Annotated in this window: 24 protein-coding genes and 1 tRNA gene; 6 read left to right on the plus strand and 19 right to left on the minus strand. The window is 69.6% G+C overall.

What is annotated here, in order from left to right; genetic code table 11:
• Window positions 1–9: 9 nt before the first annotated feature.
• Complete coding sequence (locus DRB96_RS09880) at window positions 10–1,326, plus strand: MFS transporter (RefSeq protein ID WP_112448089.1); 1,317 nt, start codon at window positions 10–12, stop codon at window positions 1,324–1,326.
• A 205-nt stretch (window positions 1,327–1,531) separates the two neighbouring features.
• Window positions 1,532–1,747, plus strand: coding sequence for a hypothetical protein (locus DRB96_RS42770; RefSeq protein WP_162688439.1), 216 nt, complete (start codon window positions 1,532–1,534; stop codon window positions 1,745–1,747).
• A 49-nt stretch (window positions 1,748–1,796) separates the two neighbouring features.
• On the opposite strand, the gene DRB96_RS09885 is transcribed toward DRB96_RS42770, so the two are convergent.
• Both DRB96_RS09885 and DRB96_RS09890 read right to left on the minus strand, forming a co-directional pair.
• On the minus strand, window positions 1,797–2,384 hold the full coding sequence (locus tag DRB96_RS09885) for a phosphotransferase (RefSeq protein ID WP_239515971.1): 588 nt from the start codon (window positions 2,382–2,384) through the stop codon (window positions 1,797–1,799).
• 142 nt (window positions 2,385–2,526) lie between these two features.
• Entirely contained in the window at window positions 2,527–4,416 is a 1,890-nt protein-coding gene (locus DRB96_RS09890) for an ABC transporter ATP-binding protein (protein WP_162688438.1), read from the minus strand.
• 576 nt (window positions 4,417–4,992) lie between these two features.
• Here DRB96_RS09890 and DRB96_RS09900 point away from each other — a divergent pair.
• The gene (locus tag DRB96_RS09900; protein ID WP_112448091.1) at window positions 4,993–5,373 is read left to right on the plus strand and encodes an HIT domain-containing protein; all 381 of its coding nucleotides are present in this window, start codon (window positions 4,993–4,995) and stop codon (window positions 5,371–5,373) included.
• 2 nt (window positions 5,374–5,375) lie between these two features.
• Here the strand turns inward: DRB96_RS09900 and DRB96_RS09905 are convergent, their stop codons facing one another.
• The 11 genes from DRB96_RS09905 to DRB96_RS09955 form a co-directional block, all read right to left on the minus strand.
• Window positions 5,376–6,470: a UDP-N-acetylglucosamine--N-acetylmuramyl-(pentapeptide) pyrophosphoryl-undecaprenol N-acetylglucosamine transferase gene (locus DRB96_RS09905; RefSeq protein ID WP_112448092.1), complete on the minus strand. Its 1,095-nt coding sequence runs from the start codon at window positions 6,468–6,470 to the stop codon at window positions 5,376–5,378.
• A gap of 68 nt (window positions 6,471–6,538) precedes the next feature.
• Window positions 6,539–6,613: transfer RNA gene (locus DRB96_RS09910), tRNA-Ala, on the minus strand.
• Between the two features lie 173 nt (window positions 6,614–6,786).
• Window positions 6,787–8,454, minus strand: a complete 1,668-nt coding sequence (locus DRB96_RS09915) for an aminoacyl--tRNA ligase-related protein (RefSeq protein ID WP_239515970.1) — start codon at window positions 8,452–8,454, stop codon at window positions 6,787–6,789.
• Window positions 8,447–9,556 carry a glycosyltransferase family 4 protein gene (locus DRB96_RS09920; protein WP_112448093.1) on the minus strand — a complete coding sequence of 370 codons (1,110 nt, stop codon included), beginning with the start codon at window positions 9,554–9,556 and terminating at the stop codon, window positions 8,447–8,449. Before DRB96_RS09920 ends, DRB96_RS09915 begins: the two co-directional genes overlap by 8 nt.
• Window positions 9,553–10,287: a WbqC family protein gene (locus DRB96_RS09925; RefSeq protein ID WP_112448094.1), complete on the minus strand. Its 735-nt coding sequence runs from the start codon at window positions 10,285–10,287 to the stop codon at window positions 9,553–9,555. Before DRB96_RS09925 ends, DRB96_RS09920 begins: the two co-directional genes overlap by 4 nt.
• On the minus strand, window positions 10,284–11,003 hold the full coding sequence (locus DRB96_RS09930) for a PIG-L deacetylase family protein (RefSeq protein ID WP_239515969.1): 720 nt from the start codon (window positions 11,001–11,003) through the stop codon (window positions 10,284–10,286). The genes DRB96_RS09925 and DRB96_RS09930 overlap by 4 nt, the downstream gene beginning before the upstream one ends.
• Before the next feature lie 5 nt (window positions 11,004–11,008).
• A complete protein-coding gene (dcd, locus tag DRB96_RS09935) occupies window positions 11,009–11,536 on the minus strand; it encodes a dCTP deaminase (RefSeq protein WP_112448095.1) in 528 nt (175 codons plus the stop codon).
• Window positions 11,533–12,075 (minus strand): deoxycytidine deaminase, encoded by a 543-nt coding sequence (locus DRB96_RS09940; RefSeq protein ID WP_112448096.1) that lies wholly within the window; start codon window positions 12,073–12,075, stop codon window positions 11,533–11,535. Before DRB96_RS09940 ends, dcd begins: the two co-directional genes overlap by 4 nt.
• A complete protein-coding gene (locus DRB96_RS09945; RefSeq protein WP_112448097.1) occupies window positions 12,072–12,872 on the minus strand; it encodes a TauD/TfdA family dioxygenase in 801 nt (266 codons plus the stop codon). The genes DRB96_RS09940 and DRB96_RS09945 overlap by 4 nt, the downstream gene beginning before the upstream one ends.
• On the minus strand, window positions 12,869–14,047 hold the full coding sequence (locus tag DRB96_RS09950; RefSeq protein ID WP_112448098.1) for a metallophosphoesterase: 1,179 nt from the start codon (window positions 14,045–14,047) through the stop codon (window positions 12,869–12,871). The genes DRB96_RS09945 and DRB96_RS09950 overlap by 4 nt, the downstream gene beginning before the upstream one ends.
• 5 nt (window positions 14,048–14,052) lie before the next feature.
• Window positions 14,053–14,658 carry an rRNA adenine N-6-methyltransferase family protein gene (locus DRB96_RS09955; RefSeq protein ID WP_162688437.1) on the minus strand — a complete coding sequence of 202 codons (606 nt, stop codon included), beginning with the start codon at window positions 14,656–14,658 and terminating at the stop codon, window positions 14,053–14,055.
• Window positions 14,659–14,924: 266 nt separating this feature from the next.
• On the opposite strand from DRB96_RS09955, the gene DRB96_RS09960 reads away from it, so the two are divergent.
• Window positions 14,925–16,310 carry a sporulation protein gene (locus DRB96_RS09960; protein WP_112448100.1) on the plus strand — a complete coding sequence of 462 codons (1,386 nt, stop codon included), beginning with the start codon at window positions 14,925–14,927 and terminating at the stop codon, window positions 16,308–16,310.
• 128 nt (window positions 16,311–16,438) lie between these two features.
• Here DRB96_RS09960 and DRB96_RS09965 read toward each other — a convergent pair whose 3' ends face one another.
• Window positions 16,439–17,632 carry a GntR family transcriptional regulator gene (locus DRB96_RS09965; RefSeq protein WP_112448101.1) on the minus strand — a complete coding sequence of 398 codons (1,194 nt, stop codon included), beginning with the start codon at window positions 17,630–17,632 and terminating at the stop codon, window positions 16,439–16,441.
• 74 nt (window positions 17,633–17,706) lie between these two features.
• On the opposite strand from DRB96_RS09965, the gene DRB96_RS09970 reads away from it, so the two are divergent.
• Window positions 17,707–17,988 carry a hypothetical protein gene (locus DRB96_RS09970; RefSeq protein WP_162688435.1) on the plus strand — a complete coding sequence of 94 codons (282 nt, stop codon included), beginning with the start codon at window positions 17,707–17,709 and terminating at the stop codon, window positions 17,986–17,988.
• A 206-nt stretch (window positions 17,989–18,194) separates the two neighbouring features.
• Here the strand turns inward: DRB96_RS09970 and DRB96_RS09975 are convergent, their stop codons facing one another.
• From DRB96_RS09975 to DRB96_RS09995, 5 genes are all read right to left on the minus strand, one after another.
• Window positions 18,195–18,743: a DUF6624 domain-containing protein gene (locus DRB96_RS09975; RefSeq protein ID WP_112448103.1), complete on the minus strand. Its 549-nt coding sequence runs from the start codon at window positions 18,741–18,743 to the stop codon at window positions 18,195–18,197.
• A complete protein-coding gene (locus tag DRB96_RS09980) occupies window positions 18,740–18,940 on the minus strand; it encodes a DUF5999 family protein (RefSeq protein WP_112448104.1) in 201 nt (66 codons plus the stop codon). The genes DRB96_RS09975 and DRB96_RS09980 overlap by 4 nt, the downstream gene beginning before the upstream one ends.
• Window positions 18,941–19,015: 75 nt before the next feature.
• The gene (locus DRB96_RS45865) at window positions 19,016–19,147 is read right to left on the minus strand and encodes a hypothetical protein (protein WP_275431888.1); all 132 of its coding nucleotides are present in this window, start codon (window positions 19,145–19,147) and stop codon (window positions 19,016–19,018) included.
• 308 nt (window positions 19,148–19,455) lie between these two features.
• Complete coding sequence (locus tag DRB96_RS09990) at window positions 19,456–19,920, minus strand: hypothetical protein (RefSeq protein ID WP_112448106.1); 465 nt, start codon at window positions 19,918–19,920, stop codon at window positions 19,456–19,458.
• Between the two features lie 53 nt (window positions 19,921–19,973).
• The gene (locus tag DRB96_RS09995) at window positions 19,974–20,768 is read right to left on the minus strand and encodes a TauD/TfdA family dioxygenase (protein WP_162688434.1); all 795 of its coding nucleotides are present in this window, start codon (window positions 20,766–20,768) and stop codon (window positions 19,974–19,976) included.
• Between the two features lie 168 nt (window positions 20,769–20,936).
• On the opposite strand from DRB96_RS09995, the gene DRB96_RS10000 reads away from it, so the two are divergent.
• The gene (locus DRB96_RS10000; protein WP_112448108.1) at window positions 20,937–21,380 is read left to right on the plus strand and encodes an NUDIX hydrolase; all 444 of its coding nucleotides are present in this window, start codon (window positions 20,937–20,939) and stop codon (window positions 21,378–21,380) included.

Raw genomic sequence — 21,380 nt, forward strand, 5'->3', positions numbered from 1 at the left:
CTGGGCGTCATGACCCCAACCGCCGAGCCCGCGCAGGGCAACCACCGTGCCACCTACCGGGAGGTGCTGGCCGAGCCGCGATTCCGGCTGCTCTTCTCAACCCGCACCGTCGCGATCACTGCGGACGCGCTGCGTATCACCACGTTCTCGGTGCTGGTCTTCTCGGCCACCGGCTCTGCGCTGCTGAGCGCACTGGCCTTCGGCATCGGCTTCATCCCGCAGCTGTTCGGCTCGCTGCTGCTGGGCTCACTGGCCGACCGACTGCCGCCCCGCGCGCTCATCACCGGCGGCTACGCCTTGACGTGCGCCGCCGCCCTGCTGCTCGCCCTCGTGCGGATGCCGATCGCGGCAAGCCTCGGTGTCGTGGCGCTGGTCGCCCTCGCCACACCGGTGTTTCACGGCGCGTCGAGTCGGCTGGTCGCGCAGTCGCTGGAGGGCGACGCCTATGTACTGGGCCGCTCACTGAACAACATCGCCTCCTCCGGCGCGCAATTGTTCGGTCTGGCGCTGGGAGGCGCGGCCGTTGCGGTACTCGGCCCACACCGGGCACTCGCGGTAAGCGCCGCCCTCTACCTCGGTTGCGCGCTCGCTATCCGCATCCGGCTACCCCGGCTGCAGCCGGGAGAGTTCGGCGTCACACCCGGCAGCGCTCGGGGCGACGGCGGGGCCGTCCGGGCAAGCCTGCACGGTGCCGGCCGGCTGCTGCGCGGACGCACGGTGCGACGACTGATGCTGGCCCAGTGGCTACCGACCGGCTTCGTAGCGGGCGCGGAAGGTCTGATCGTCGCCTACGCAGGAGGACGCCACTTCGCGCCCGGCTGGTACGCGGTGCTGATGGGCTGTCTGCCGGTCGGCATGCTTGTCGGCGACCTGCTGGTGGGCCGACTCCTCCGGCCACTCACCCGGGAGCGACTGGTAGTCCCGTTGATTGCGCTGATGGGACTGCCGCTGGTCGGCTTCGCTGCCGAGCCCGGAGTGGGCGTCTCGTCCTGTCTGCTGCTGCTCTGCGGCTTCGGATTCGCCTATGGTCTCGGCTTGCAACGGCCGTTCCTGGATGCCCTGCCGCAGGATGGTCAGGGCCAGGCCTTCGGTCTGCTCGGCTCCGGCGGCATGACGCTACAGGGCGTCGGGCCGGCGTGCTTCGGGTTGGTGGCCGCAGGCATCGGAACAGGCGGCGCAATCGCCCTGGCAGGTGGCGCGGCGGCGCTTACCGCCGGCTGGATTCTCACCTGGCACCCGCCCACCTCCCCGGTCCCCGTCCCGAACTACTCAACGGGATCGGAGAACGGCACCGAACAGCATGCGTGTAGTTCTCCTGCGCAGTAACCGCCGCAGGTCGAGTCACCACCACACCCGTCGGTCACGCCCAGGCCCTCAGCCTGATCACCGCCCCCGAACTGCGCCAGAGCCTGTACGACGTCCACGCCCACGCACTCACCCTGTATCCACCCCGAGCTCTGCGGCCTAGCGCATCTCGCTGCTACCCCGCCAACCGACGACACCAGCCGTACGGGCGTGCGAGGCTCGCACCATGACGACGGAGAGCAGCCAGGAGTACGGGAAGCACAAGAAGTTCCGCCAGTTTGTCGACTGCCCGCGCTGCGGCTACACCGACTTTCCTCCCGGCCAACTCAATGAGGAACAAACGATTGAGACCCGGACGTGCGAGGACTGCGGCACGGAGGTAGAAACAGAACCATTCTTTACCGCGCCTCCAGGCGAAGCCACCCACACCTTCGATAGCTGAGATCCCTGGGCCAAAGTCCCGACAACTTCGAACCCGACAGTCGACTTGCCTAATGAAGGTACTGGTTGTCGCCGTGGATGTATCCGACGGGAACCGGCCCGACGTGGCGCAGCTGGGCGGCGTGGTCGCGGACCAGCTGCTGCTCGCCGTCGGTGAGTCTGTCTCCGGCGCGGGTCAGGTACTTCTCCGCCCCGTCGGCGGCGGCCTCCAGAGAGGCTTCGGCTTCCACCCGATCGGCACGGCAGAGCTCCCCGGCCTCGTGCAGCCGGGCACACAGCGCCCCAGCTTGCTGGTGGACGGCCCGCCAGTCGCCGGCGGACAGGCTGAGCGCCTTCGCCGGGGTACCGGGGACCGCGGTGAGCAGCAGGGCCAGGTCCTCGGCCCGGCTGTCGATGAGGCTGGGTGCCCGGCTGTGCCCGAGGGCGGGGACGACATGCCTGTATGCGCGGGTCTCACGGGTGAAGAACTTCTCGCTCGGCGAGACCTTCACGTACCGGTGCACGCCGTCAGCGCCCTCCACCTCCCACACTCGGGAGCGGTCCCAGTCGTGCGAGGCGTCGCGTACGGAGACGATGGACCCGATCCGCTGCTCCGCCCACCCCCGCACCGCCGGCGGCAGTAGCTTCGGCTGCCTCATCGGACGGACCTCCTACTGGGGCGCTCGGATCCCGAAGGGCCGCATGCAGGGCCGTCGGATGTGGTGAGGTGGGGGAGCAACGAGTTCTCCTTGCTGGGTCGGCCACGACGGACGACGGTGGGTCGGGCGGGGGTGGAGCCGGTCAGCGGTCCTGGGAGAGGGCGAGGAGCTCGGCGAAGGTCCCGCCGCCGTGGACAAGATCGTCGTAGCGGCCCTGTTCGGAGATCCGACCGTCTTCCAGCACGATGATGTGGTCCGCGATCTTCGTGTTTTCCAGCCGGTGGGTGACCATGATCGTGATCCGGTCGGCGGCGATGGCCTTGATCTGCTCGAAGATCAGATGCTCACCACGCGGGTCCATCTGAGAAGTCGGCTCGTCCAAGATCAACAACTCGGGCTTGCGGTACAGGGCCCGGGCGCACGCCTCGCGCTGCCACTCCCCGCCGGAGAAAGTGATGCCTCCCCAGATATCGCGGGCCTGGAGGGTGTTCAGCCCGTTGGGGAGGTCTTCGACGGCTTTGCGCAGGCCGACCGCGTCGATGGCCTCCCATACGGGTCCGTCGTCGTGGGTGTGCGGCTGGCCGAGGGTGATGTTCTCGCGAACCGGCCACGGCCACTTGGCGAACTCCTGCGGCACCAGGCCGGTACGTGCCCAGACGCTGGCCGGGTCGGTGTCAGCGAGGTCGCTACCGTTCCAGGTGACCCTGCCCTTGTCGCAGAGGTAGATACCGGTGATCAGGCGCGACAGGGTCGACTTCCCGGAGCCGTTCGCTCCGACGATTGCGAGGATCTGGCCGCGCTCCAGGGTGAGGGAGACGCCGTCGACCGCAGGCTTGTCCTTCCCGGGGTACTGGTAGGAGACCTCTTCGAGCCGGATCTGCTGGACCGAGCCGGTGATCTCGCCCGGTCCGCGCTGGGGCGTAAGGGCGGCGGCCTCGTCGAGGAAGGACTGCATGTCGGTGAGATAGAGGCTGGTGTGGAAGATGGCGGCGCCGTTGATGACAACCTGGGACAGGGCGGCGAGTGCGGTCTGGACGGCGATGACGGCCGTGGCGGCGATGGCGGGTTCGATCCGGCCGGTCACGGCGAGCCAGGCGAGCGCCCCCCACGTTGCGAGGAGGAAGACGCCGCCGGCCAGCGCGGAGAGCAGGGAGATCCGCAAGGTCCGCGGTGCGGCGGCCAGGTTCCGCCGGTCGCACCGGTCGGACAGGGCCCGGTACCAGTAGACGAGGTAGTCGGTCATCGAGTTGGCACGAACCTCGTCCCCATACTGGGATGCGGTGGCCCACCAGCGCATCATCCCGCGCACGTTGCGGTCGGAGATGTTCGAGTAGTGGATCTCGTAGTCGACACGGGCGGTCAGCACAGCTCCGATGCCGGCGGGGAGTACGGCGAGGAGCAGCAGGGGCAACATCATGACGTTGAGCAGGGACAGGACGCTGCCGGCGGTGACCAGGCGGATCAGGGAGGACATGAAGCGCTGGGCGTCGGTGACCATCACGTGGGTGCGGACCACCCCCATCTCGGCCGCCTCCTGCCGGTCGGAGAAGCCGTCCCCGGCGTAGGCCGAGGCCTCGACCCGGCAGACCGCCTCGACCAGGGCGCTGTCCGTCTCCGAGGTGAGCAGCGGGGTGATCCGTCGGGCGGCGTAGGTGGCCACGGCCCCTGCGACGCGGTTCATCGTGGCGGCGAGCGCGACCACGAGCAGCGCGGGCAACGCTCCGTGAAGACGGTCGCCGGCACTGCCGGCGCCGAGTACGGGCCCCATCGCGCGGGCGGTGGCGGCCAGCAGCACCGCGGCGGATACGCCCGTGATGACCTGGCACCCGATCAGGAGCCGTACGGCCTGCCGGTCGGTCTGCCACGACAGCCGGCCGATGCGGGCCAGGACCGACGGGAGCGTGGCGCACAGCTTCTGGAAGGAGACCTCGGCGAGTGGGTTGACGGAATACTGCCCGCTGTAGGTGATCTCCGCCGGAGGCGGCGGAGGCGGAGCACCGGCCGGTTTGCTGTGTGCTTCGGACGTGGTCATCGGGTCCCCCTGGATCGCCGGTCGGACGCTGTCGGAAGCTCAACGACAGCCTCCATTTTTCGAACACACGTTTTTCGGTCGGCCCCGAACTCCCGGAATAGAGCGCCGGGCGGACCGTGGGAACTACACCGATCCGCTCCCGACAACGGCGCTGCCACCAAAGGTGGTTGGCCGAATCGCCGACGTTTCCAAGCGCCGCAAGGCCACGGGTGAGTTGGAGCGGATCGGGCTGGGCTCGCTTGTAGGGTGCAGGGCCTCTCGACGGCCACGGCCCCCTGGGGAGCTGACTGCTCGCCCGAGCGGGCGCGGCGTTGGGCTTCCGATTCGCCCGCTCACCCATTTGGGGTATCGCTCGGAAATGGTTCTGCATGACGGAAAGCGAGTTGTCGGGGTGCGGAATGACGCTGCGGTCGGCAATGCGCTGACGTGAGTACCGGCTTCGGTCGGGGTGCCGTGGCCGCCCAGCTCTGCACGCAACGGATAGGGGAGAGGCGAGAGCCGTGAAGTGAACCAGGGGACATTTCCAAGCCTGTACTCTGACGCCCAATCTCCCCCTGACAACAAAGGTGACGCACTGTGAAGACCGAAGCGCCGGTGAGCGACTTCTACTGCAACAAGGTCCTCAGCGGGCTGGTGGAAATCCAGCCGGTGGTCGAGACGGAGCGGGTGCTCGCCTTCCACCACACCAACCCGTCGTATCCAGTGCACATCGTGGTGATTCCGAAGGCGCACGTTCCCTCGCTCACGGACCTCGGCGACGCGGACCCCGGCTTGGTATACGAAGTGGTCGAGGTGGTCCGTGAAGTCGCGGCCATGGTGGAGAAGGAGCACGGTTCGTGTTCCGTCAACACGAACCTGGGGCTCTACCAGGAGTCGAAGCACATGCACTGGCACGTGTACTACCGCGGGGAGAGCGAGAGCGAGATCCTCGGCATGTACGGCCACCACGACCGCTGACCTCAGCGCCGTACAGCGGCTGGCCTTGCAGCGGCCAGGGTCAGCCGGGCAACCGCGGAGGCGGCTTCACGGGCATGGCGTGCCATGTCGTCCGGGTCCGCCCCGCGCGCGGTTCCCCGGAGCTTGCCGCAGGCCTGTACGAGAGGCTGCCCGTCGGCCAGGGCCTCGTCGGCTACGACGACGCAACGGGCCGGATTCCGTTCGGCGTACGCGGCGGCGTTTTCGATCTGGTCGCCGCGGCTGACGGACGTGGGCAGCGGCACGAGCACGGCCGGGATGGCGAGAGCTTCGAGTTCGGCGAGGGTGGTTGCGCCGGCGCGGCCGATGACGGTGTCGGCCAGGTGCAGGGCGTCGTTCATGTCCTGGTGCAGGTATTCGAACTGCCAGTACCCGGCCCGTCCTTCGAGGCTGGGGTTCAGGTTGCCCTTGCCGCAGATGTGAAGGACCGCGTACTGGTCGCGCAGGGCGTCGAGTTGGGCGCGGACGGCCTTGTTGACGCGCTGGGAGCCGCTGCTGCCGCAGAAGACGAGCAGCACCCGGGTGCTCCCGGGTACCCCGAGGCGGTTGCGGAGGCCGGCGGGGTCTGCCGTGGTGAGGTCCGATCGGAGCGGGAGCCCGGTGATCTCCGCCTTGGCGGATAGCCAGCGCGGGGTTTCGGGGGCCGGCGTCGTGCTGAAGCAGACGGTGTCGGCGAGGCGCGCGAGAATGCGGTTGGCGAGTCCGAGGGAGCGGTCGGACTCGTGGATCACGATGGGGACCTTGCACAGCCAGGCGGCCACGCCGACCGGGACCGACACGTACGAGCCCTTGGAGAACAGGGCGTCGGGGCGCTCCGAGCGCATCACGCGCCAGGCGGCGGCCACCCCGCGTGCGACGGTGAGGGGCATGAGGAGGTTGCTCCACGAGCGGTGGCGCTTCAGCCCGGCGGCGGGCACTGCCCGAAAGGGCAGGCCGGCGCGCTCGGCGTACTCGCTTTCGATGCTGCCGCTGCGGCCGATGAACACGAGCTGGGCTCCGGAGGCGGCGAGCTGGTCGGCCACGGCCAGGGCGGGGACGACGTGGCCGGCGCTCGCGCCACCGGTGATAGCGATCTTCACAGTATTCCCATTCGAGTTCTGTGCGGCACGCTGCAGCCGCACCCACCGGCAGAATTGAATTGTGTGTCTGGTCGGGTCGACTGGATTCGAACCAGTTCCTCGACAACGCTTTTGCCGTGCTCCACCAGTTGAGCTACGACCCGTTTGAGTTGCAACGATGGCGACTATATGGCTGGCTATCTCGGCACGTCAACGGTGGGATGGGAATTGACTGGCGTGAATGTCGGAGGGTCCTGATAATTCGAGGCAGCCCGAATTGGCGTCGCTCGTAATCGGAATTCGAGCGACGCCACGTTCGGTTAGTGGCCTGTTTGCTCTATTGGCGTGTGCTGCAGATTTGGTGAACGGTGCTGGGTTCGGTGGTTGTGGTGCGACCGGTCCAGCGGTTGGTGATCTCGACTTCGTCGTCGTTGTGTCGGGGGGAGATCAGGGCGTGGTGCGGCAGGCCCAGGAGTCGGGCGTAGCGGAGCTTGTCGCCGGCGGGCAGGTGCCGGTCGTCGATGAGCAAGCTCACTCCGTGGGTGCGGAGTTGGCGGACGAGCTGGTCGGTGCGTTCGCGCATGGCGGGGAGGTCGGCGCGCAGGACGGTGAGGTGCAGGTCGGCGGGTCCGGTGCCGGCCTTCCAGCGCAGGCCGTGGTGGTCTCGGTGGATTTCGGCGGTGGTCTGGAGGCAGCGGGTGATGCCGATGCCGGAGCAGGCCATCCAGGGCGTCTGGGCGGCGCCGTGCTCGTCGGTGAAGGCCAGGTTCATGGGGGCGGAGTACTGGCGGCCGAGTTCGAAGACATGGGCGACTTCGACCGCGTGGGTGTCGCTGTACTGGCCCTGGTGGCAGCGCACGCAGGTGGATCCGGGCGTGGCCTGGTGGAGGTCGGTGCCCGAGGGCGTGATGGCCAGCAGGCCGCGCCCGCCGTCCCAGGACATGGAGGTGCGCAGTCCGTCGGCCCCGTCGGAGATGGCGAACTTCTCCAGGGTGCTGACGGAGGTGTCGAAGAGGAGGACGGTGCCCGGGGCTCGGGCGGCGGTCCAGGGGGTGAGGGTGCCGGCCGGGGTGCCGTACAGCTCCGGAAGTAGGTCGGGGTCCAGGAGGGTGACGTGGGTGGCGCCGGTGGCTTCGGCGAGTTTGCGGGCGCTGACCTGGAGGTCGGAGCGGATGGCGACGGCGGTGGGCCGGCGACTGCCGTCGGGGCCGGTCGCGGCGAAGACGATGACGTTGACGACGGGTTCCCCCGTGTGGGGTGCGGGCTTGGAGCTGAGGACGGCGGCGTCTCCTCGGTTGCCGCAGTGCCTGCAGGCCAGGATGGTGCTCTGCCCGCTGTCGCCGAGGAGGAGGTGCTCGGTACTGGGGCCGGCGGAGATGCTGCCCCCGTCGGCGGGGGCTTGGAAAGTGCCGGTCAGGCCCATTCCGGTGAGGGCGGCCGCGCACGCGTCGTTGAGGAAGCGGGTCGAAGTCCGCATCGCCTCGGGGCTGGCATCGAAGGTGTAGCAGTCGGCCATCGTGAACTCGCGGGAGCGCATGAGGCCGCCGCGGGGGGAGAGCTCGTCGCGGAACTTGGTGGTGCTGAGGAAGAGGCGGGCGGGCAGATCCCGGAAGGACCGCAGGCGGTCGCGGACCGTGGCGGTGGCGATCTCCTCGGAGGTCGGCGCCAGGCACATGTCCTCGCCGCTGCGGCTGCGGGAGGTCAGGAGGGCTCCCTCCCGCTGGTAGGCGTCCCAGCGCCCTGTCTCCTTCCACAGCCTGCTGCTCTGCAGGGTGGGGAAGGAGACCGTGTGGGCGCCGCGTTCCTCGAAGGCCCGGCGGGCGATGGAGGACAGGCGGTCGTGAACCCTTAGTCCGAGGGGCAGGAGGGTGAAGACACCGCTGGCGGCTGTGGCGGAGACGAGGCCGAGGGAGTCGAGGAGCTCCATCGTGGTGGATCCGGGGTCGGCGGCGCGGGGGCGGACCGGAGGCCACAGGGTGCTGGTGTAGAGGGGGGTGTCATGCACGGGTTGCTCCGATCACCGTGTCGGACAGGGCGCCGAGGCGGTCGGCGGTGGCGGCGATGTCGTGCTGGCGGCTGTTGTCGGCGGCGGACTGGCGGAGGATCGGGCGCAGGTGCGGGTTGGCGGCCACACAGTCGATGACCGCGGCCAGTGCATGGCTGTCACCCGGCGGGTAGGACAGGCCGCCGTGGCCGAGGGTGGCGCCGAGGCCCGGTACGTCGCTGTAGAGGATCGGGAGGCCGTGGGCCTGGGCTTCGATCGCTACGAGCCCGTACGCCTCCAGGGTGCGGGTCGTGAACACGAAGGCGTCGAAGGCCCGGAAGCGGGCCCACAGGTCGGCGCGGGGGGCGAAGGGTTCGAACGTGACCCGGTGTGCGAGGCCGTGGTGCTGCACGCGGGCCTGGAGCGCGGGCAGTTCGGGTCCGCTGCCGATGACGGTGAGGTGGTGCGGCTCCCGGGTGGCGGCGAGCGCGTCGATGGCGGTGATGGTCGACTTGTTGTCGTCCAGGCGCCCGGCGTGCAGGAGCCGCAGGACGCTGCCGGTGGTGGGCTCCGTGGTGGGGGCCGCAGGGAGCGGGATGCCCCACGGGACGGTGACCAGCCGGTCCGCGTACAGGTTCCCGGTCAGGGTGTTCACCTGGTCGGCCATGGCCTGGTTGGGGACGGCGACCGCCGTGCTGGCGGCGACGATCTCGTGGAGCACCGTGCGGGCCTGGCCAATCTCGGTGGCCACGATGATGTCCGTGCCGTGCGCGATCGAGATCAGGGGGATGGCGCCGGCCGCGCGGGCGAAGGCCAGGGCCAGGCCGAAGCCGAGGTGCTGGGCGTGGATGAGGTCCGGCTCCGCCCGGGTGAGGAGCTGGGCCACCTCGCTGGTCAGGGAGTCGGCGTACCGCTCGAAGCCGGGGCCGTACGGTGCCTTCTGGGAGGCGAGGGGGACGGTCTCTTCGAAGCGGTGCTTCCAGGTGCCGGAGCCGGGCAACGCGGCGAACGTGGTGTGGAAGCGGTCACTGAGGCGCGGATAGGTGTCGTTGCACCAGATAGTCGAGCCGCAGGAGGGCTCCAGCGGCAGGTCGATGCCGGTGAGGATGCGGTGTCGGCTCACGCGCTCGCTCCGGTGGATGCGGTCGGGAGGTAGGTGTCCAGTCCGGTGCGCAGCATCGCGGCCAGCCCGGCCCAGCCGGTCGCCGCTACCGCGTCGATGAACGAGAGGCAGGGGATGAAGCCCTGCTGGGGCCATGCCTGTCCGTACTGGGGGTGCCGGTCTGCGAACTCGTTCCAGACCACGGAGATGCCGTGCCCGGCCAGGGCGTCGGTGTCGAGGTAGCCGCGGGTGCCCGAACCGGCCCACAGCACGTGCTCGTCGGCCTGGGCGGCGATCTGGGCCAGCCGCACCGACTTGCCGCTGTCGGCCGTCGTGTCCATGTCGGAGGTGAGCCGCAGGCGGGCGTGGGAGCCGAGCGCGGTCGCGATCTGGTTGATGAGGTCGACGTTCAGGTCCAGGAGCCAGCGGTGGCCGCCGCCGAGGGCGGGACCAAGGACGTTCAGCGCCTCCTCGACGTACGGGGTGCGCGCGTAGGCTAGGCGGACGCGGCGCAGCAGGCTGTCGGGGTCGAAACTGTCGGCAAGGCGGGTGTCGCGGATCAGCTGGCCCGAGGCGCGGACGACGGGGACCGTGAGCCAGGCCGGCCCGTCGGGGGTCTTGATGCGGTTGCGGTTGAGGAACCCGCCCTCGGTGTACTGCACGTCGTCGAACAGGGCGACGGTGGTGCAGCCGAGGAGGGCTTCGCAGAAACCCAGCCACGGGGCGAACCCGGGCTGCTCGATGTAGATCACGAAAGCTCCAATCCGAGGGCCGGGTGGGAGAGGGTGAGCAGCGGTGTCTCGAACGCCTCGAAGGAACGGCCCGCCGCAGCGGCGGCCGGGCGCAGCCGCCACCCGGCGTCGGCGGCGCGGTGGCGGGTGTACTCCTCGCCGAGGTACCAGCGTCCGGCCTGGCTCTGATGCGCTTGCAGGGCCTTGATCTTGTCGTCGAGGACATCGGTGATGTCGACGAGGACGGTCGGCGCGAACTGGGATCGCGGTGCGTGGGGTTCGCCGTACAGGACGGTGCGGCACGTGCTGACCCGGGTGGCCGCGTTCGAGGCCGCCACAGCTACCGCGAGGTGGTCTTGGTGGTCGTTGGCCACCCGTGGGCTGTGGGTGATCAGCGTGGTGCAGCCGGATCGGACGAGCTCCCCTTCTAGGAGGGAGATCATGTGCCGGTCCGCGGTCAGGGCCCCGTCTTCCAGGCCGAGGCCGGACAGCTCGATACCGGTACCCGCCCATGCCGCAGCGGATTCGACGGCGCGGTCCTCCGGCCTCAGCCGCCGTCCCGCCTCGCTGTCCGCGACCGAGACGCCGTTCGCGCCGTGGGTGGCGGTCAGGATGCTGACGCGGGCGCCGGCCTGGCGGAGCCGAAGGAGGGTTCCACCACAGAGCAGTTCCGCGTCGTCGGGGTGGGCCACGACGGCGACCACGTGCTCGCGCGCATCGCCTTGGGGCCCGGGCACGGCGGTCACCGGTCCTCGAAGTCGCGGTAGGACTGGGAGGGCATGGGCCCGGTGCTGTTCTGGTACTTGCCGTCGTAGAGGACGATCTCGCCGGTGGTCTCCCAGAAGGTGACCTGGCCGATCGGCATGCCGGGATAGATCAGGACCGGGGCTCCCGAGCAGTGCAGTTGGAGGGTCAGCTGACCGTAGGACCCGAGATCGATCAGGTCCGCGGTCACATGGACGAACAGTCCCAGGCGCGCGATGGAGGATTTGGCGCGGATGATGGGGACCACGGTGTCGCTGCCGATCCGCTCCAGCGTCGGTGCGAGGTAGATGCGGTCCGGGGACAGCACCATTCCGTCCGTGGGGATCGGGTGTACTTCGAAGGCGTTCTCCCTGGCGCAGTCGAGGACTTCGGCGGTGTACCAGCCGATGGTGTCCCCGAGGTGGAAGTCCAGGCTGTTGGGCTGGATGAGGGTGGGGTCGTAGGGCGAGACCTTGATCTCGCCGCGTTCGATGCGGGCATGGATCTCGGGGCCGGTGAGGATCACGCGGCGACCTCCCGTACGTGGGTGCCGGCGGCTGCGTGGGGCGAACAGGGGGAAGGCTCGCTGAGGGACCCGTAATAGCCGCCATAGGGCACGATCCGGCCCCGAGGCCGCCAGAAACTGACCTGCCCGATCCGCATGCCCGCGTACACGCGCAGCGGCTGCACGACGACGATCTCCAGGGTCCACTGGTGGATGGCGCCGAGCTGGCCGAGGTCCGCGGAGACCTGGAGGTAGGTGCCGAGCCGCCCTATCGAGGAACGGCCGATCAGACTCGTCACGAACTCGGCGCTGCCGATCCGCTCCACCGTCACGCCCAGGTAGAGGGTGCGGGGCTGCAGGACGTAGCCGCCGGGGCCGATCTCGATGCTCTCGGTCTCAGCTTCGCGGCGCGGGTCTACGGGGCTGCCGACCAGGGTCTTCAGCGTGCTGCCGAGGCGGTAGTTGTAGCTGTTGGGGTTCAGGAGAGCCGGGTCGAACGGATCGATGGTGATCGCCCCCGACGCGACCGCGTCCCGGACCGCGGGACCGGTGAGGATCACAGGACGCCTCCGACATAGGTCTGCTGCAGGAGCCGCCTCTCGTCCGGGGCGACCGTCTCCTGGCCCAGGCCGAGCGGCATGCGGCCGTGGGCGTAGCGGTGCTGGTCGAAGACGAGCAGCTGGCCGGGCAGCAGGCGCACCGCGATGCGCTGGTGCTCGACACAGGCGACGAGTCGGCCGAAGGCATCCGCAATGCGCCGCTGGTCGGCGTCGTTCGCCAGGAGTTCGCCCCGTTCCAGATGCGGCTGCATCTTCGCGGTGAACCGGACCGGCCCTTCCCCGCCGGCCGGAGGAAGGACCGCGAACCGCTCCAGGCTGGATCCGACTCCGTGTACGCCCTCGTCGGTGAAGTACGAGTAGACCGGCTCGGACAGCAGCCTGCGGTCAACGTCGGTGAGGCTCTCGACGGCCGCCCACATGTCGGCCAGGGCCGATGCGCCGCCGCCACGCGGGTCCGAGCGCACGCAGTACAGGGCGATATAGCGGGGCATCAGGGTCCGGTCGACGAGGTCGACGTGGAGCCGGTTCTCACCCACACCGTGCGTGCGCCCCGGGTCGGCGTCGGTGCGAACGCTCAGCGTGCTCCAGCATCCGTCCTGCGGGTACACCGCCAGAACCGGGCCCAGGGCGGAGAGCAGGCTGAGCCCCAGCTCCATGTTGAGGGCGTGTGCGGCCGGGTCCTCGAAGGCGATCAGGGCCCGGCCGTTCCCGGCCCCGGACAGGTGATCGGTGAAGTCCCGCGGAGCCGTCGCGCCCCGCGTCAGGTCTCGGCTCGGAAGAGGGCTGAAGTCGTTCATGGGGACGTCTCCTCGGTGAGGCGGGTGAGGATGCCGCGCAGGGTGCACGGCGGGTCGGCCGGCCGGTATGACAGGCCCAGCCGGTCGGCGAGGTAGCGGGTGGTGGAGACGACGGCCGGTTCTGCCGGCGGCGTCTCGGGGGCGCTCGTCACGTCCTCACCGAGCACGGAGGCCAGGTTGGCCAGAGCCCGCGCGTCCTGCAGGCCGTCGAGGACGACGATGTCGCTGTCGAAGGGCGCGCAGTTCAGCAGGTCGATACGCAGGACGTCCGCGGGCAGGCCGGTGCGCAGGCTGAAGGTGTTGACGAGGAAGGCGCCGGCCTTGGTTTCGCCCACGGCTTGTCGCGCGAGGGCACGAGCGGCGTGCTCGCGGTCCGGCAGCGGCATGGGCAGCGTGCCGACGCGGTCCGACCCCCAGCGGAGGAAGGCGTCGACATCCTCCGCGAGCCCTTCGGCCGGCTCGGTGCCGGAGCTGAACGTGTCGATCGTGACGCGGTGGGAGCCCACCTTGTCCAGGCCCAGGCGCAGCAGCCCCATGCCGGTCTCCGGCGCCTTGGCGACGTGCCGGCCGCGGGAGCACCAGTGGGAGGACGGGCTGTGGCAGTGGCCGGCGATGACCACCGTGAGGGGCCAGTCCTGGTCCTGGTCGGTGATGTCGTGCGCGAACCCGGAGTGGCTGACGCCGACGACGAGGTCCGCACCGGCCTCCAGGAGCCGGTCCCGCTCTGCCGCGATCAGCTCGGCGGTCGGCTCCGCGTAGGTGAATCCGGACCGCTCCGAGCGCGGGACCGCGTTGAAGGCCTGCCGGCCGAGGTAGCCGACGATGCCGATGGCCAGCTCGCGGCCGCGCAGCACCAGACCGCTCTCCCACCTCCCACGGAAAGACGCCGGCGGGCGCAGGTTCGCACAGACCAGGGGAGGGAACAGGTCAGGGCGGTCCAGGCTCATCAGGTCGGCGAGGTCGTGGTTCCCGGGCACGACCGCGTCGTAGTGCTCACGGAGGATCCGCTCTTCGACCCGGCCCCCGGAGAACTCGTGGAAGGCGTTGCCACCGAAGAAGTCGCCGGCGTCCACGACCAGGGCCCCGGCCTGCCTCCGCTCACGCAGGGCGGCCAGCATCTCGGCGCCGTCGGGAACGGAGGAGTGGAAGCAGCCGGTCGCGATCAGCTCTTGCATGTTCCTCAGCCCCGCTCGATCGCCACGACACGAAGAACGGACGGCGCCGACGGCCAGAAGTCGGAGCGGGAAATGCCATCGACCTCCTCCAGCCGAAGGCCGCCGCCTTCCTCGTCGAGCTGCGCCATGGTCTGCCGGGTGATCACGACCAGCCCCCGCTCCACCCGCAGCGACGTGAAGACGTGCCGGATCAGAGCTGTGGAGAGGTCGGCGTCGAAGGGCATGATCGCCAGGAGGTGCGTCCCGGCAGCCAGGCCCCCGTCCAGGTCGACGGCCCGGACATCGGCGATGGTCACTCGCGTGCCCTCGCCGAAGCCGGAGAGTCGGCCGGTCAGGTGGGCCCCCAGCCGGTCGTCCTTCTCCACCGCCCACAGGGGGTGCCCGGCACTGGCCGCGGCAAGCGACAGGGTCCCCAGCCCAGCGCCGACTTCCAGTACAGGCCGACCCTTGGGGATGGCAGCGGATGCGAGCAAGCGCAGCGCCGCGTCCTCATGGCGCAGGAAGTACTGGCCCAAGTCCGCCCGTGTGGTGAAGCCCGCCGCTGCGACAGCCTCTGCCGCCGAGGGGGCCGACGGCTCCGCCAGGCCCCGGGCCGGTGCGATCTCGATCAACTCGGTTGTCCCTTCAAGGAGCAGCGCAAGGACACGCCGCGAGGGGGAACTGCATGGAGGGAATGGCAAGGCCGGATACGGGGAGAGGCCGGTCTGGGCCTCGTGCCGCTTGGCGTGTGCGTCACAGGAAACCGGTCCCGCAGGCTTTGCGGGAGGCGAACTAGGGGGGCGAACTCACCACGAACCAATGCGCCCCCAGCACCTGGCGCCCTACGCTCAAATCCACCTTCGAAGCACGGGCGCGACACTCGAACAGGGAGGGACCCGTGGCAGGCAGCCAACGGCGGGCAAGACAGCCGAACGAACCGCTGGCGCGACTCATCACGGCCGCGGGAGCCAGCCACATCTCGCTGGCCGCGCAGATCAACAAGATCGCGGCAGCGGCCGGCGTCGTCACCCGCTACGAGAAGACCAGCGTCGCCAATTGGGTGAATCTGGGGATGATCCCCCGGGGCCGGGCTCCGGAGTTCGTGGCCGCTGCGCTGCAAGAACGCCTCGGTCGGCCTGTCAGTCTCCAGGAAATCGGTATGTACCGCCGTGAACGAGGCGACGCCGACATGGGGTTGGATTTCGCACGCGACCCCGCCGACGCCGTACACGTCGCCGCGACCTACTGGAGAACCGTGGACCGCCGAAAGCTCATCACCACCGGATTCGCCGTATCCGCATACGCCACCCCGGTGATGCGCTGGATGACCACGCCGGCCGACCCGGCGGTCACCCACCAGGGCGGCCAGCGAGTGGGACGCGGGGATGTAGAGGACCTCTGGCAGGCCGCCGAGGACGCGCGGCTGTGGGATTCCCGGTACGGAGGCGGAAACGGGAAGGCGAACTCGGTCACCGAATGCCTCAAGCTCAAGGCGGCCCCGCTGCTTACGGGTACCTACACCGAGACGGTGGGCAAAGAACTGTTCACCGCCACCGCCGAGCTCTCCCGCGTCGTCGGATGGAGTGCCTTCGACATGGGACAGCACGAACTCGCGCAGCGCCATTTCGTCCAGGCCCTGCGCCTGGCCCGGGCCGCCGGAGACGTCCAGACCGGCTGCTACGTCCTGACCACCATGTCCCTGCAGACGTTCCTGCGAGGATTCCCCCGCGAAGCGGCGGACATGGCCGAAGGCGCCTACGAGCGGGCCAAGGGGCACGCGGCACCCCGAGTGCTCGCCTTCGCGAAGCTCGCCCAGGCCCGCGCCCACGCCCGAGAGGGCGACGCCCGGGCGGCGGGCGCTGCGCTGGCGCTCTCCGAGAGCCTCCTCGACTCGATCGGGCCTCACACCCAAGATCCCGAATGGCTCGCCTACTTCACCCACGCTCGCCTGGCCACCGACGCAACCGAGATCTACCGGGACCTGGCCAACCCGAAGGCCGCACTCACCTGGGCCCGGCAGGCAGATGCCATGCCCGCCGGCCGCTTCACCCGAGCAGTCGGCATCCGCCTCGCCGTCCTCGCCACCAGCCACCTCCAGGCCCGCGACCTCACCCAGGGCCTCCAACTCGGAACCCAGGCACTGCAGGTGCTCCGTCAGGTCCACTCCAGCCGCGCCCACGGCTACGTCCGCGACATCACCACGGCCCTGGCCCCCTGGCGGGCCGAGCCCCAGGTAGCCGACTTCACCCACCAGGCCCGTACGGCGCTCGCGGCAACCGCGTAAATTGCCCACAGCCGTAGCTGAGGACGCAGTACCACCGATGCCGCGGGCCCGAAAGCGTTCGGACATGAGCGGCCACTTCCTCTCTGGCGGGCCTCGCAGGTTCGCTGGGCGGTATGAGGACGGGGGCTTCAGCCGCGCGTGAAGGCCAGGAAGACACGAAGGGCGGCGGCCAGTCGGGCGGTGTGCCACAACCCGAGCAGGCTGGTATCGGGAAGCGGTGCGTGGACGGCCTCCCGGAGGAGGAGGACGGCATGCCGGACACGGTCCGGCGGCCCGACGGTGGTCCCGGCGCAGGCCGTCAGAAGCTGGACGGCCATCTCCCGCAGGCTCTCCCACCGTGCTGCGACTTCCTCGGGCGGCAGGAAGCGACGGTGGCGCCAGCAGTTGTGGGCTTCATGCATCGCCTGGCGGACCACCGCCGGCGCGGGACGCTTCCCGCTCGCGGAGGAAGGAAGCACCGCGTTGGGACGTGGGGCGAGCAGGTGCGCCGAGGCCAGGACCAGGGCCGGGCGTCCCCGTGTCCGGGCCACCCACCCTTCGTGCTCCAGAAGCTGCAAAGCTTCGGTGACCAGCCTCACGTCCGAGGCGCAGTAGTTGCCGAGCTCGTCGGCGCCGGGGAGCCTGTCCCCAGGCAGGTAGAGGCCGAACGCGAACGAGTCGAGCAGCCGGTCGGCGAGGTGGCGGACCCGGCCCGTTCGCTCATCAGGTGCTCCACAGACTGTGGTGCGGTGGTGGGACGCGATCAGCACGCCGACGGCGGACAGGTCCGCGAAAGCGAGCCGGACCAGCTCTGCGGGCACGCCGAGGTCAACAGCTGTCGTCTCCCGGCTCAGCTGCATCCCCGGCGCGTACCGGCGGCTTGCGACGTGTGCGGCGATCCGATCCGCGATCTCCGCGACCGGAGGGCAGGGCGGAGCGCTGGTCTCCAGAGCGACGAGCAGAGTGTGGACGGCCTTTGCACCGGCACGGATCTGTGCCACCACGGAGAGGTCGGTATCGCTCTGGTCGGCATCGTTGATGAGGCCGGCCCATCGGGCGGTGTCACTGGGCGATCCGGCGGCCGCCTCGGCCCTTTCGAGGGCCTGTGGCATCCAGAGGCACACCGTCGAGCGGATCCACGCCGCATACCCGGCGGCATGCGTCTCGATCAGCAGCGAGCCCCGGTTTGCCATATCGAGGGCGCGACGAATGTCGAAGCTCAGGCACTCTGGCGTGGTGCTGGCCTCCGGGAGCGGCATGGGTTGGGTGGGGCTGGCCGGGTCCGGCAGGCCCGCTGGAGGGGGCACGACGGCGCGGGAGCCGCCAGCCGCGGGGAGGGTCATTGCGTGCACGAGACCTCCTCCGGGACGGTTGAGCGTCTAGGTGTAGGGCGCTCACGGAGGTAGAGACCGGGTCCGTGGGGCCCACCCAGCCGGTACCGAAGGAGACCGGACGAGATGAAGGGCCGGGCCGCGCGGTGTACTCGTGTCGTCTCGACCCCGAGGTCCAGAGCGATCAGCCCATGGGGGAGGGCCTGACCGGGCCGGTAGGCCAGGGCCGTCTCTTCGATCAGGTTGGTGATGGCCACATCGTCGGGGTGCGGCTGCCCTGGCGGCACTACGATCAGCCTGGTGCCGGCGAAGGCGAGGTCACCGCGCTGTTCGAGCACACCGAGCGCGGCTGCGGCCAGCGATTGTGAAAGCCCGAGCTGGGAGCCGAGGGCCCGGGCCGCCTGCGCTCGCGATGCCCTCCGCGGCACGGTCACGGGAGTCTCGCGCAGGTGCCGTCGTATTGAGAGGACGGCTACCGCCAGGCGTCTCAGCCGGGCCGGGGAGTCCTTGGAGACACGAATGCGGTGTCCACCCGACACGCCGGTGGAGCTAGGGAGGTCGGTGTCATTCACGGTCAGCCCTGCCCCTCCGCGTTGGGGCCCGCTCCGTGCGCGAGGTAGTCGGCGGTCTGCTTGGCCAAAGGCACGAGCCCGATATCGGCCCGCAGGCGCTCCGCAGCTTCAACGTCCTTGATCGCGTACGGGCGCAGCGTGCGGGGGTTGACCTGGGTTCCGTAGGTCTGGGGCACGGACATGGTCACGGCGCAGACATCGACGACGTGGGCGAAGAACTGCTCCGGGAGTTCGCCGCTCTCGACGGCCGGTTTCATCATGTCGCGGCACTGGAACAGGAAGGCCGGCTCCTGACAGACCAGCAGGATCCGTACGGCGTGGACGGCGGCCTCGTCACCGACCAGCCCGGCCGTCGGCCACCCGTGTGCGGCCACGATCTTCTTCAGGCCGTCGGCATTGGTCCGCCGAACCAGGTGCAGTTCCTTCTCCCGATGCTTCGAGGGGATCCGCCAGGCAATCAGCTGGGCTCGGCGTTCAGCACGCCCCATCTCCGTCAGCTGGTGCGCGACTGCGGCCAGGGGGATGGTGACCGTGGTGGTGGGAGGGATCATGCGGCACCGGCCAGTGTGGGGAGCGGGCGGTGCGGGGCGATGATCTGCCCGTTCGGAAGCAGGGCGCCGGTGTCGTCGAAGATCAGCAAGCCGTTGCACCGGCGGCCCCACCCCTGTGAGACGGCCTGGGTCACGAGCTGGGCCTGGTCCCGGTCCGCGGAGTCGGCGTCCGGGCAGCGGGGTTTGTGCTGGCACATGGGAAGTCCTCGGTCGAAGGGGCGCGGCGGGCGCCGGGGTCCGTGTTCGAGTGATCTGGTTCGGGTGTCCGGCCTCTACGGGGTGTCGCCGGCGAGGTCGAGGATCTCCTCCGCGCAGGCAGCGAGGAGACGCAGGTAGCCCAGCTCGGTGCGGGCCACTGCCGGGGCGTGGAGCAACCGGTGGGCGCGGAGGAGGGCGTTGTCCATCGCGGTCTCTTCCGCCCGCCCCGACTCCACCGCCTTCTGGTGGATCGCCCGGAGACGCGGTCCGCAGCTGCCGAGCGTGCCTAGAACTTCCTGGAGTTCCAAGATCAGGGACGGGATCTCGTGGGCCCCGGGGGCCGAGGGCCCGGCTACCCGGTCCAGGGCGTCCCAAGTGCGGGCGGCTTCTGACAGTGCGGTCAGCTCTCGGGCGCACGCGAGGCCGTTGATGAGGAGAAGGAAGCCCTCCGGCGGACTCGGTCTTGGAAGGGTGGAGACGGACACGACGGCTCCTTGGAGAAACGGTTGAGGGGCTAGCTGGTGAGGGTGCTGGCCATGGCGGTCCGCAGGAGCGGCAAGAGGCAGCCGCCGTCGCTCAAAGTGGCGGGCGTCGGTTCGTCGAGTGCCCAGGGCCAGGTGTCCCAGCGCGAGCCACCCGAGGGCGGGAGCGCGATGCGGCCACCCGGACCGGACTCCACACGGACGCCGGCCACTCCGATCAAGGGAGCAGCGGTGCCCGGGGCGACGAGCAGCACTGTCTCGCCTGTCCCGTACACGAGGGAGGGCACGGGAGCGGGGTCCTGGCCACGCCGATCGGCCAAGACCAGGAGGTCCGCCCCCAGGACGGCGGGCACGATCACCGCGTCGAACGCGGAGCAGGTCGTCTGCAGTTCGAGACGACCAGGTGCCTCCTGCACGAGGGCGAGAGCGCGGTGTGCGGAGACGATGTCGCTACCCACGATCAGCGGCCAGGCAAGCACGTCCTCGTAGGCGGACACCAGGGCTGGGACGTTCCGGCTGATTGGAGGCCAGTGAGAGGCCCGAAGTGGTGTCACGGTGTGCCTCCTCCAACTGCTGCTGGTGTGTGGACCTGGCTCGGGGCTACCTGGGGAAAGCCGATCGGCATCGGGAAGCGGGGGGTGCCCAGGGCACGGAGGCACACACGGTTTCCGGTAAAGGCGGTGCGTGCGTGGAGCCATCGGTAGTTGTCGATCAGGTAGCCCTGGCCCGCTTCGAGGGTGAGGCGCTGTTGTACGGCGTTGATGGCCTGTCTGAGCTGGGGGAGGTACCCACTGATGAGGGGGCTGAATGCGGCAAGGGAGTCTTGCCGCAGCCGGATCGAAGTTCGTTGGCCGGGATGCCGGGTGAAGACCTGGGACGGGTGGCCCCCGCCGTCGCCGTAGAAGACGGTGTTGGGGAGGGTGAGTGCCTCCAGGGCCGCGGGGGAGCGCTCGGCGAGATAGCCGTGGACGGCTTGGCCGTCGGTCAGGATCACTTCGCCGCCGGTGGTTGCGGGGCGCAGGCACACCAAGAGCATCAGCCGTGGCGGATGTGGCTCGCTGGACCGCTCGGTATGAGGCAGAAGTTCACCGTTGCCCAGTCCGCCCAGGCCCGACTGCTGGGACCGGCGGCCGATGTCCTGGATGGTGGTGAGTTCGTCCGAGTCGCTGTCGCGGTGGGGTTCCAACCTCATCACGCGCTGCGCGAGGGCGAGTACAGCGGTGCGAGTCGTCAGGCCCTCGATGGTGGCCAGGCCCTGGCTCTGGAGCCGGGAGGTTATGCCACGGGGCTGCTCAGGAAGGGGTCGGGGCGCGCGGTGTGCATCGAACAGGCTGAGCGTCGGCATCGACGTGCTCCTCATGCGGTGGGCGGTGCGCCCAGGGTCTGGACAGGCGGCCAGATGCGTAAAGCGACAGGTTGTCGACTCGGACATACGCGACAGGCTGAGTCGCCGCCACGAGCGCGGTGCTACGTTCCGAAGGACAACCCCGCCACCACTTCTCCGGGACGGTCGATGTACAAGCCCTCGCTGTGGCCCGTGTCCGTCAAGGGCGTTGCTCTCGACTCGAAGGACCGGGTGCTGCTGCTCAAGAACGAAAGATCCGAGTGGGAACTCCCGGGCGGCCGCTTGGAGGTTGGTGCCGAAGGAGGCGGTTCGGCACCTGCCGACGACAGTCCCACCAAGGCTCTGGAGCGTGAGATCGCCGAAGAGACCGGCTGGGTGGTCACGGCCGGCACCGAGCTGGCTGGCGGTACGTGGATCTACGAGCCGCTCCCGGGCCGCCGCGTCCTGATCGTCACCTACGGCTGCACGGTCCTGACCCCCGACCGTGATCCGGCACTGAGTCACGAGCACAAGGAGATCGGTCTGTTCCGTCGCTCCGAAGTCGACGCTCTGAACATGCCTGTCGGCTACAAGCAGTCGATCGCGGCCTGGTACGGACATCCGCAGAGGTAA

The sequence above is a fragment of the Streptomyces sp. ICC1 genome (genome assembly GCF_003287935.1).
GTDB lineage: Bacteria > Actinomycetota > Actinomycetes > Streptomycetales > Streptomycetaceae > Streptomyces > Streptomyces tritrimontium.

Coding starts and splice junctions, on each gene's coding strand:
- DRB96_RS09880 (WP_112448089.1), top strand. CDS start 10: ATGACCCCAACCGCCGAGCCCGCGCAGGGCAACCACCGTGCCACCTAC.
- DRB96_RS42770 (WP_162688439.1), top strand. CDS start 1,532: ATGACGACGGAGAGCAGCCAGGAGTACGGGAAGCACAAGAAGTTCCGC.
- DRB96_RS09885 (WP_239515971.1), bottom strand. CDS start 2,384: ATGAGGCAGCCGAAGCTACTGCCGCCGGCGGTGCGGGGGTGGGCGGAG.
- DRB96_RS09890 (WP_162688438.1), bottom strand. CDS start 4,416: ATGACCACGTCCGAAGCACACAGCAAACCGGCCGGTGCTCCGCCTCCG.
- DRB96_RS09945 (WP_112448097.1), bottom strand. CDS start 12,872: ATGAACGACTTCAGCCCTCTTCCGAGCCGAGACCTGACGCGGGGCGCG.
- DRB96_RS09950 (WP_112448098.1), bottom strand. CDS start 14,047: ATGCAAGAGCTGATCGCGACCGGCTGCTTCCACTCCTCCGTTCCCGAC.
- DRB96_RS09965 (WP_112448101.1), bottom strand. CDS start 17,632: ATGACCCTCCCCGCGGCTGGCGGCTCCCGCGCCGTCGTGCCCCCTCCA.
- DRB96_RS09975 (WP_112448103.1), bottom strand. CDS start 18,743: ATGATCCCTCCCACCACCACGGTCACCATCCCCCTGGCCGCAGTCGCG.
- DRB96_RS09980 (WP_112448104.1), bottom strand. CDS start 18,940: ATGTGCCAGCACAAACCCCGCTGCCCGGACGCCGACTCCGCGGACCGG.
- DRB96_RS45865 (WP_275431888.1), bottom strand. CDS start 19,147: ATGGACAACGCCCTCCTCCGCGCCCACCGGTTGCTCCACGCCCCGGCA.
- DRB96_RS09995 (WP_162688434.1), bottom strand. CDS start 20,768: ATGCCGACGCTCAGCCTGTTCGATGCACACCGCGCGCCCCGACCCCTT.
- DRB96_RS10000 (WP_112448108.1), top strand. CDS start 20,937: ATGTACAAGCCCTCGCTGTGGCCCGTGTCCGTCAAGGGCGTTGCTCTC.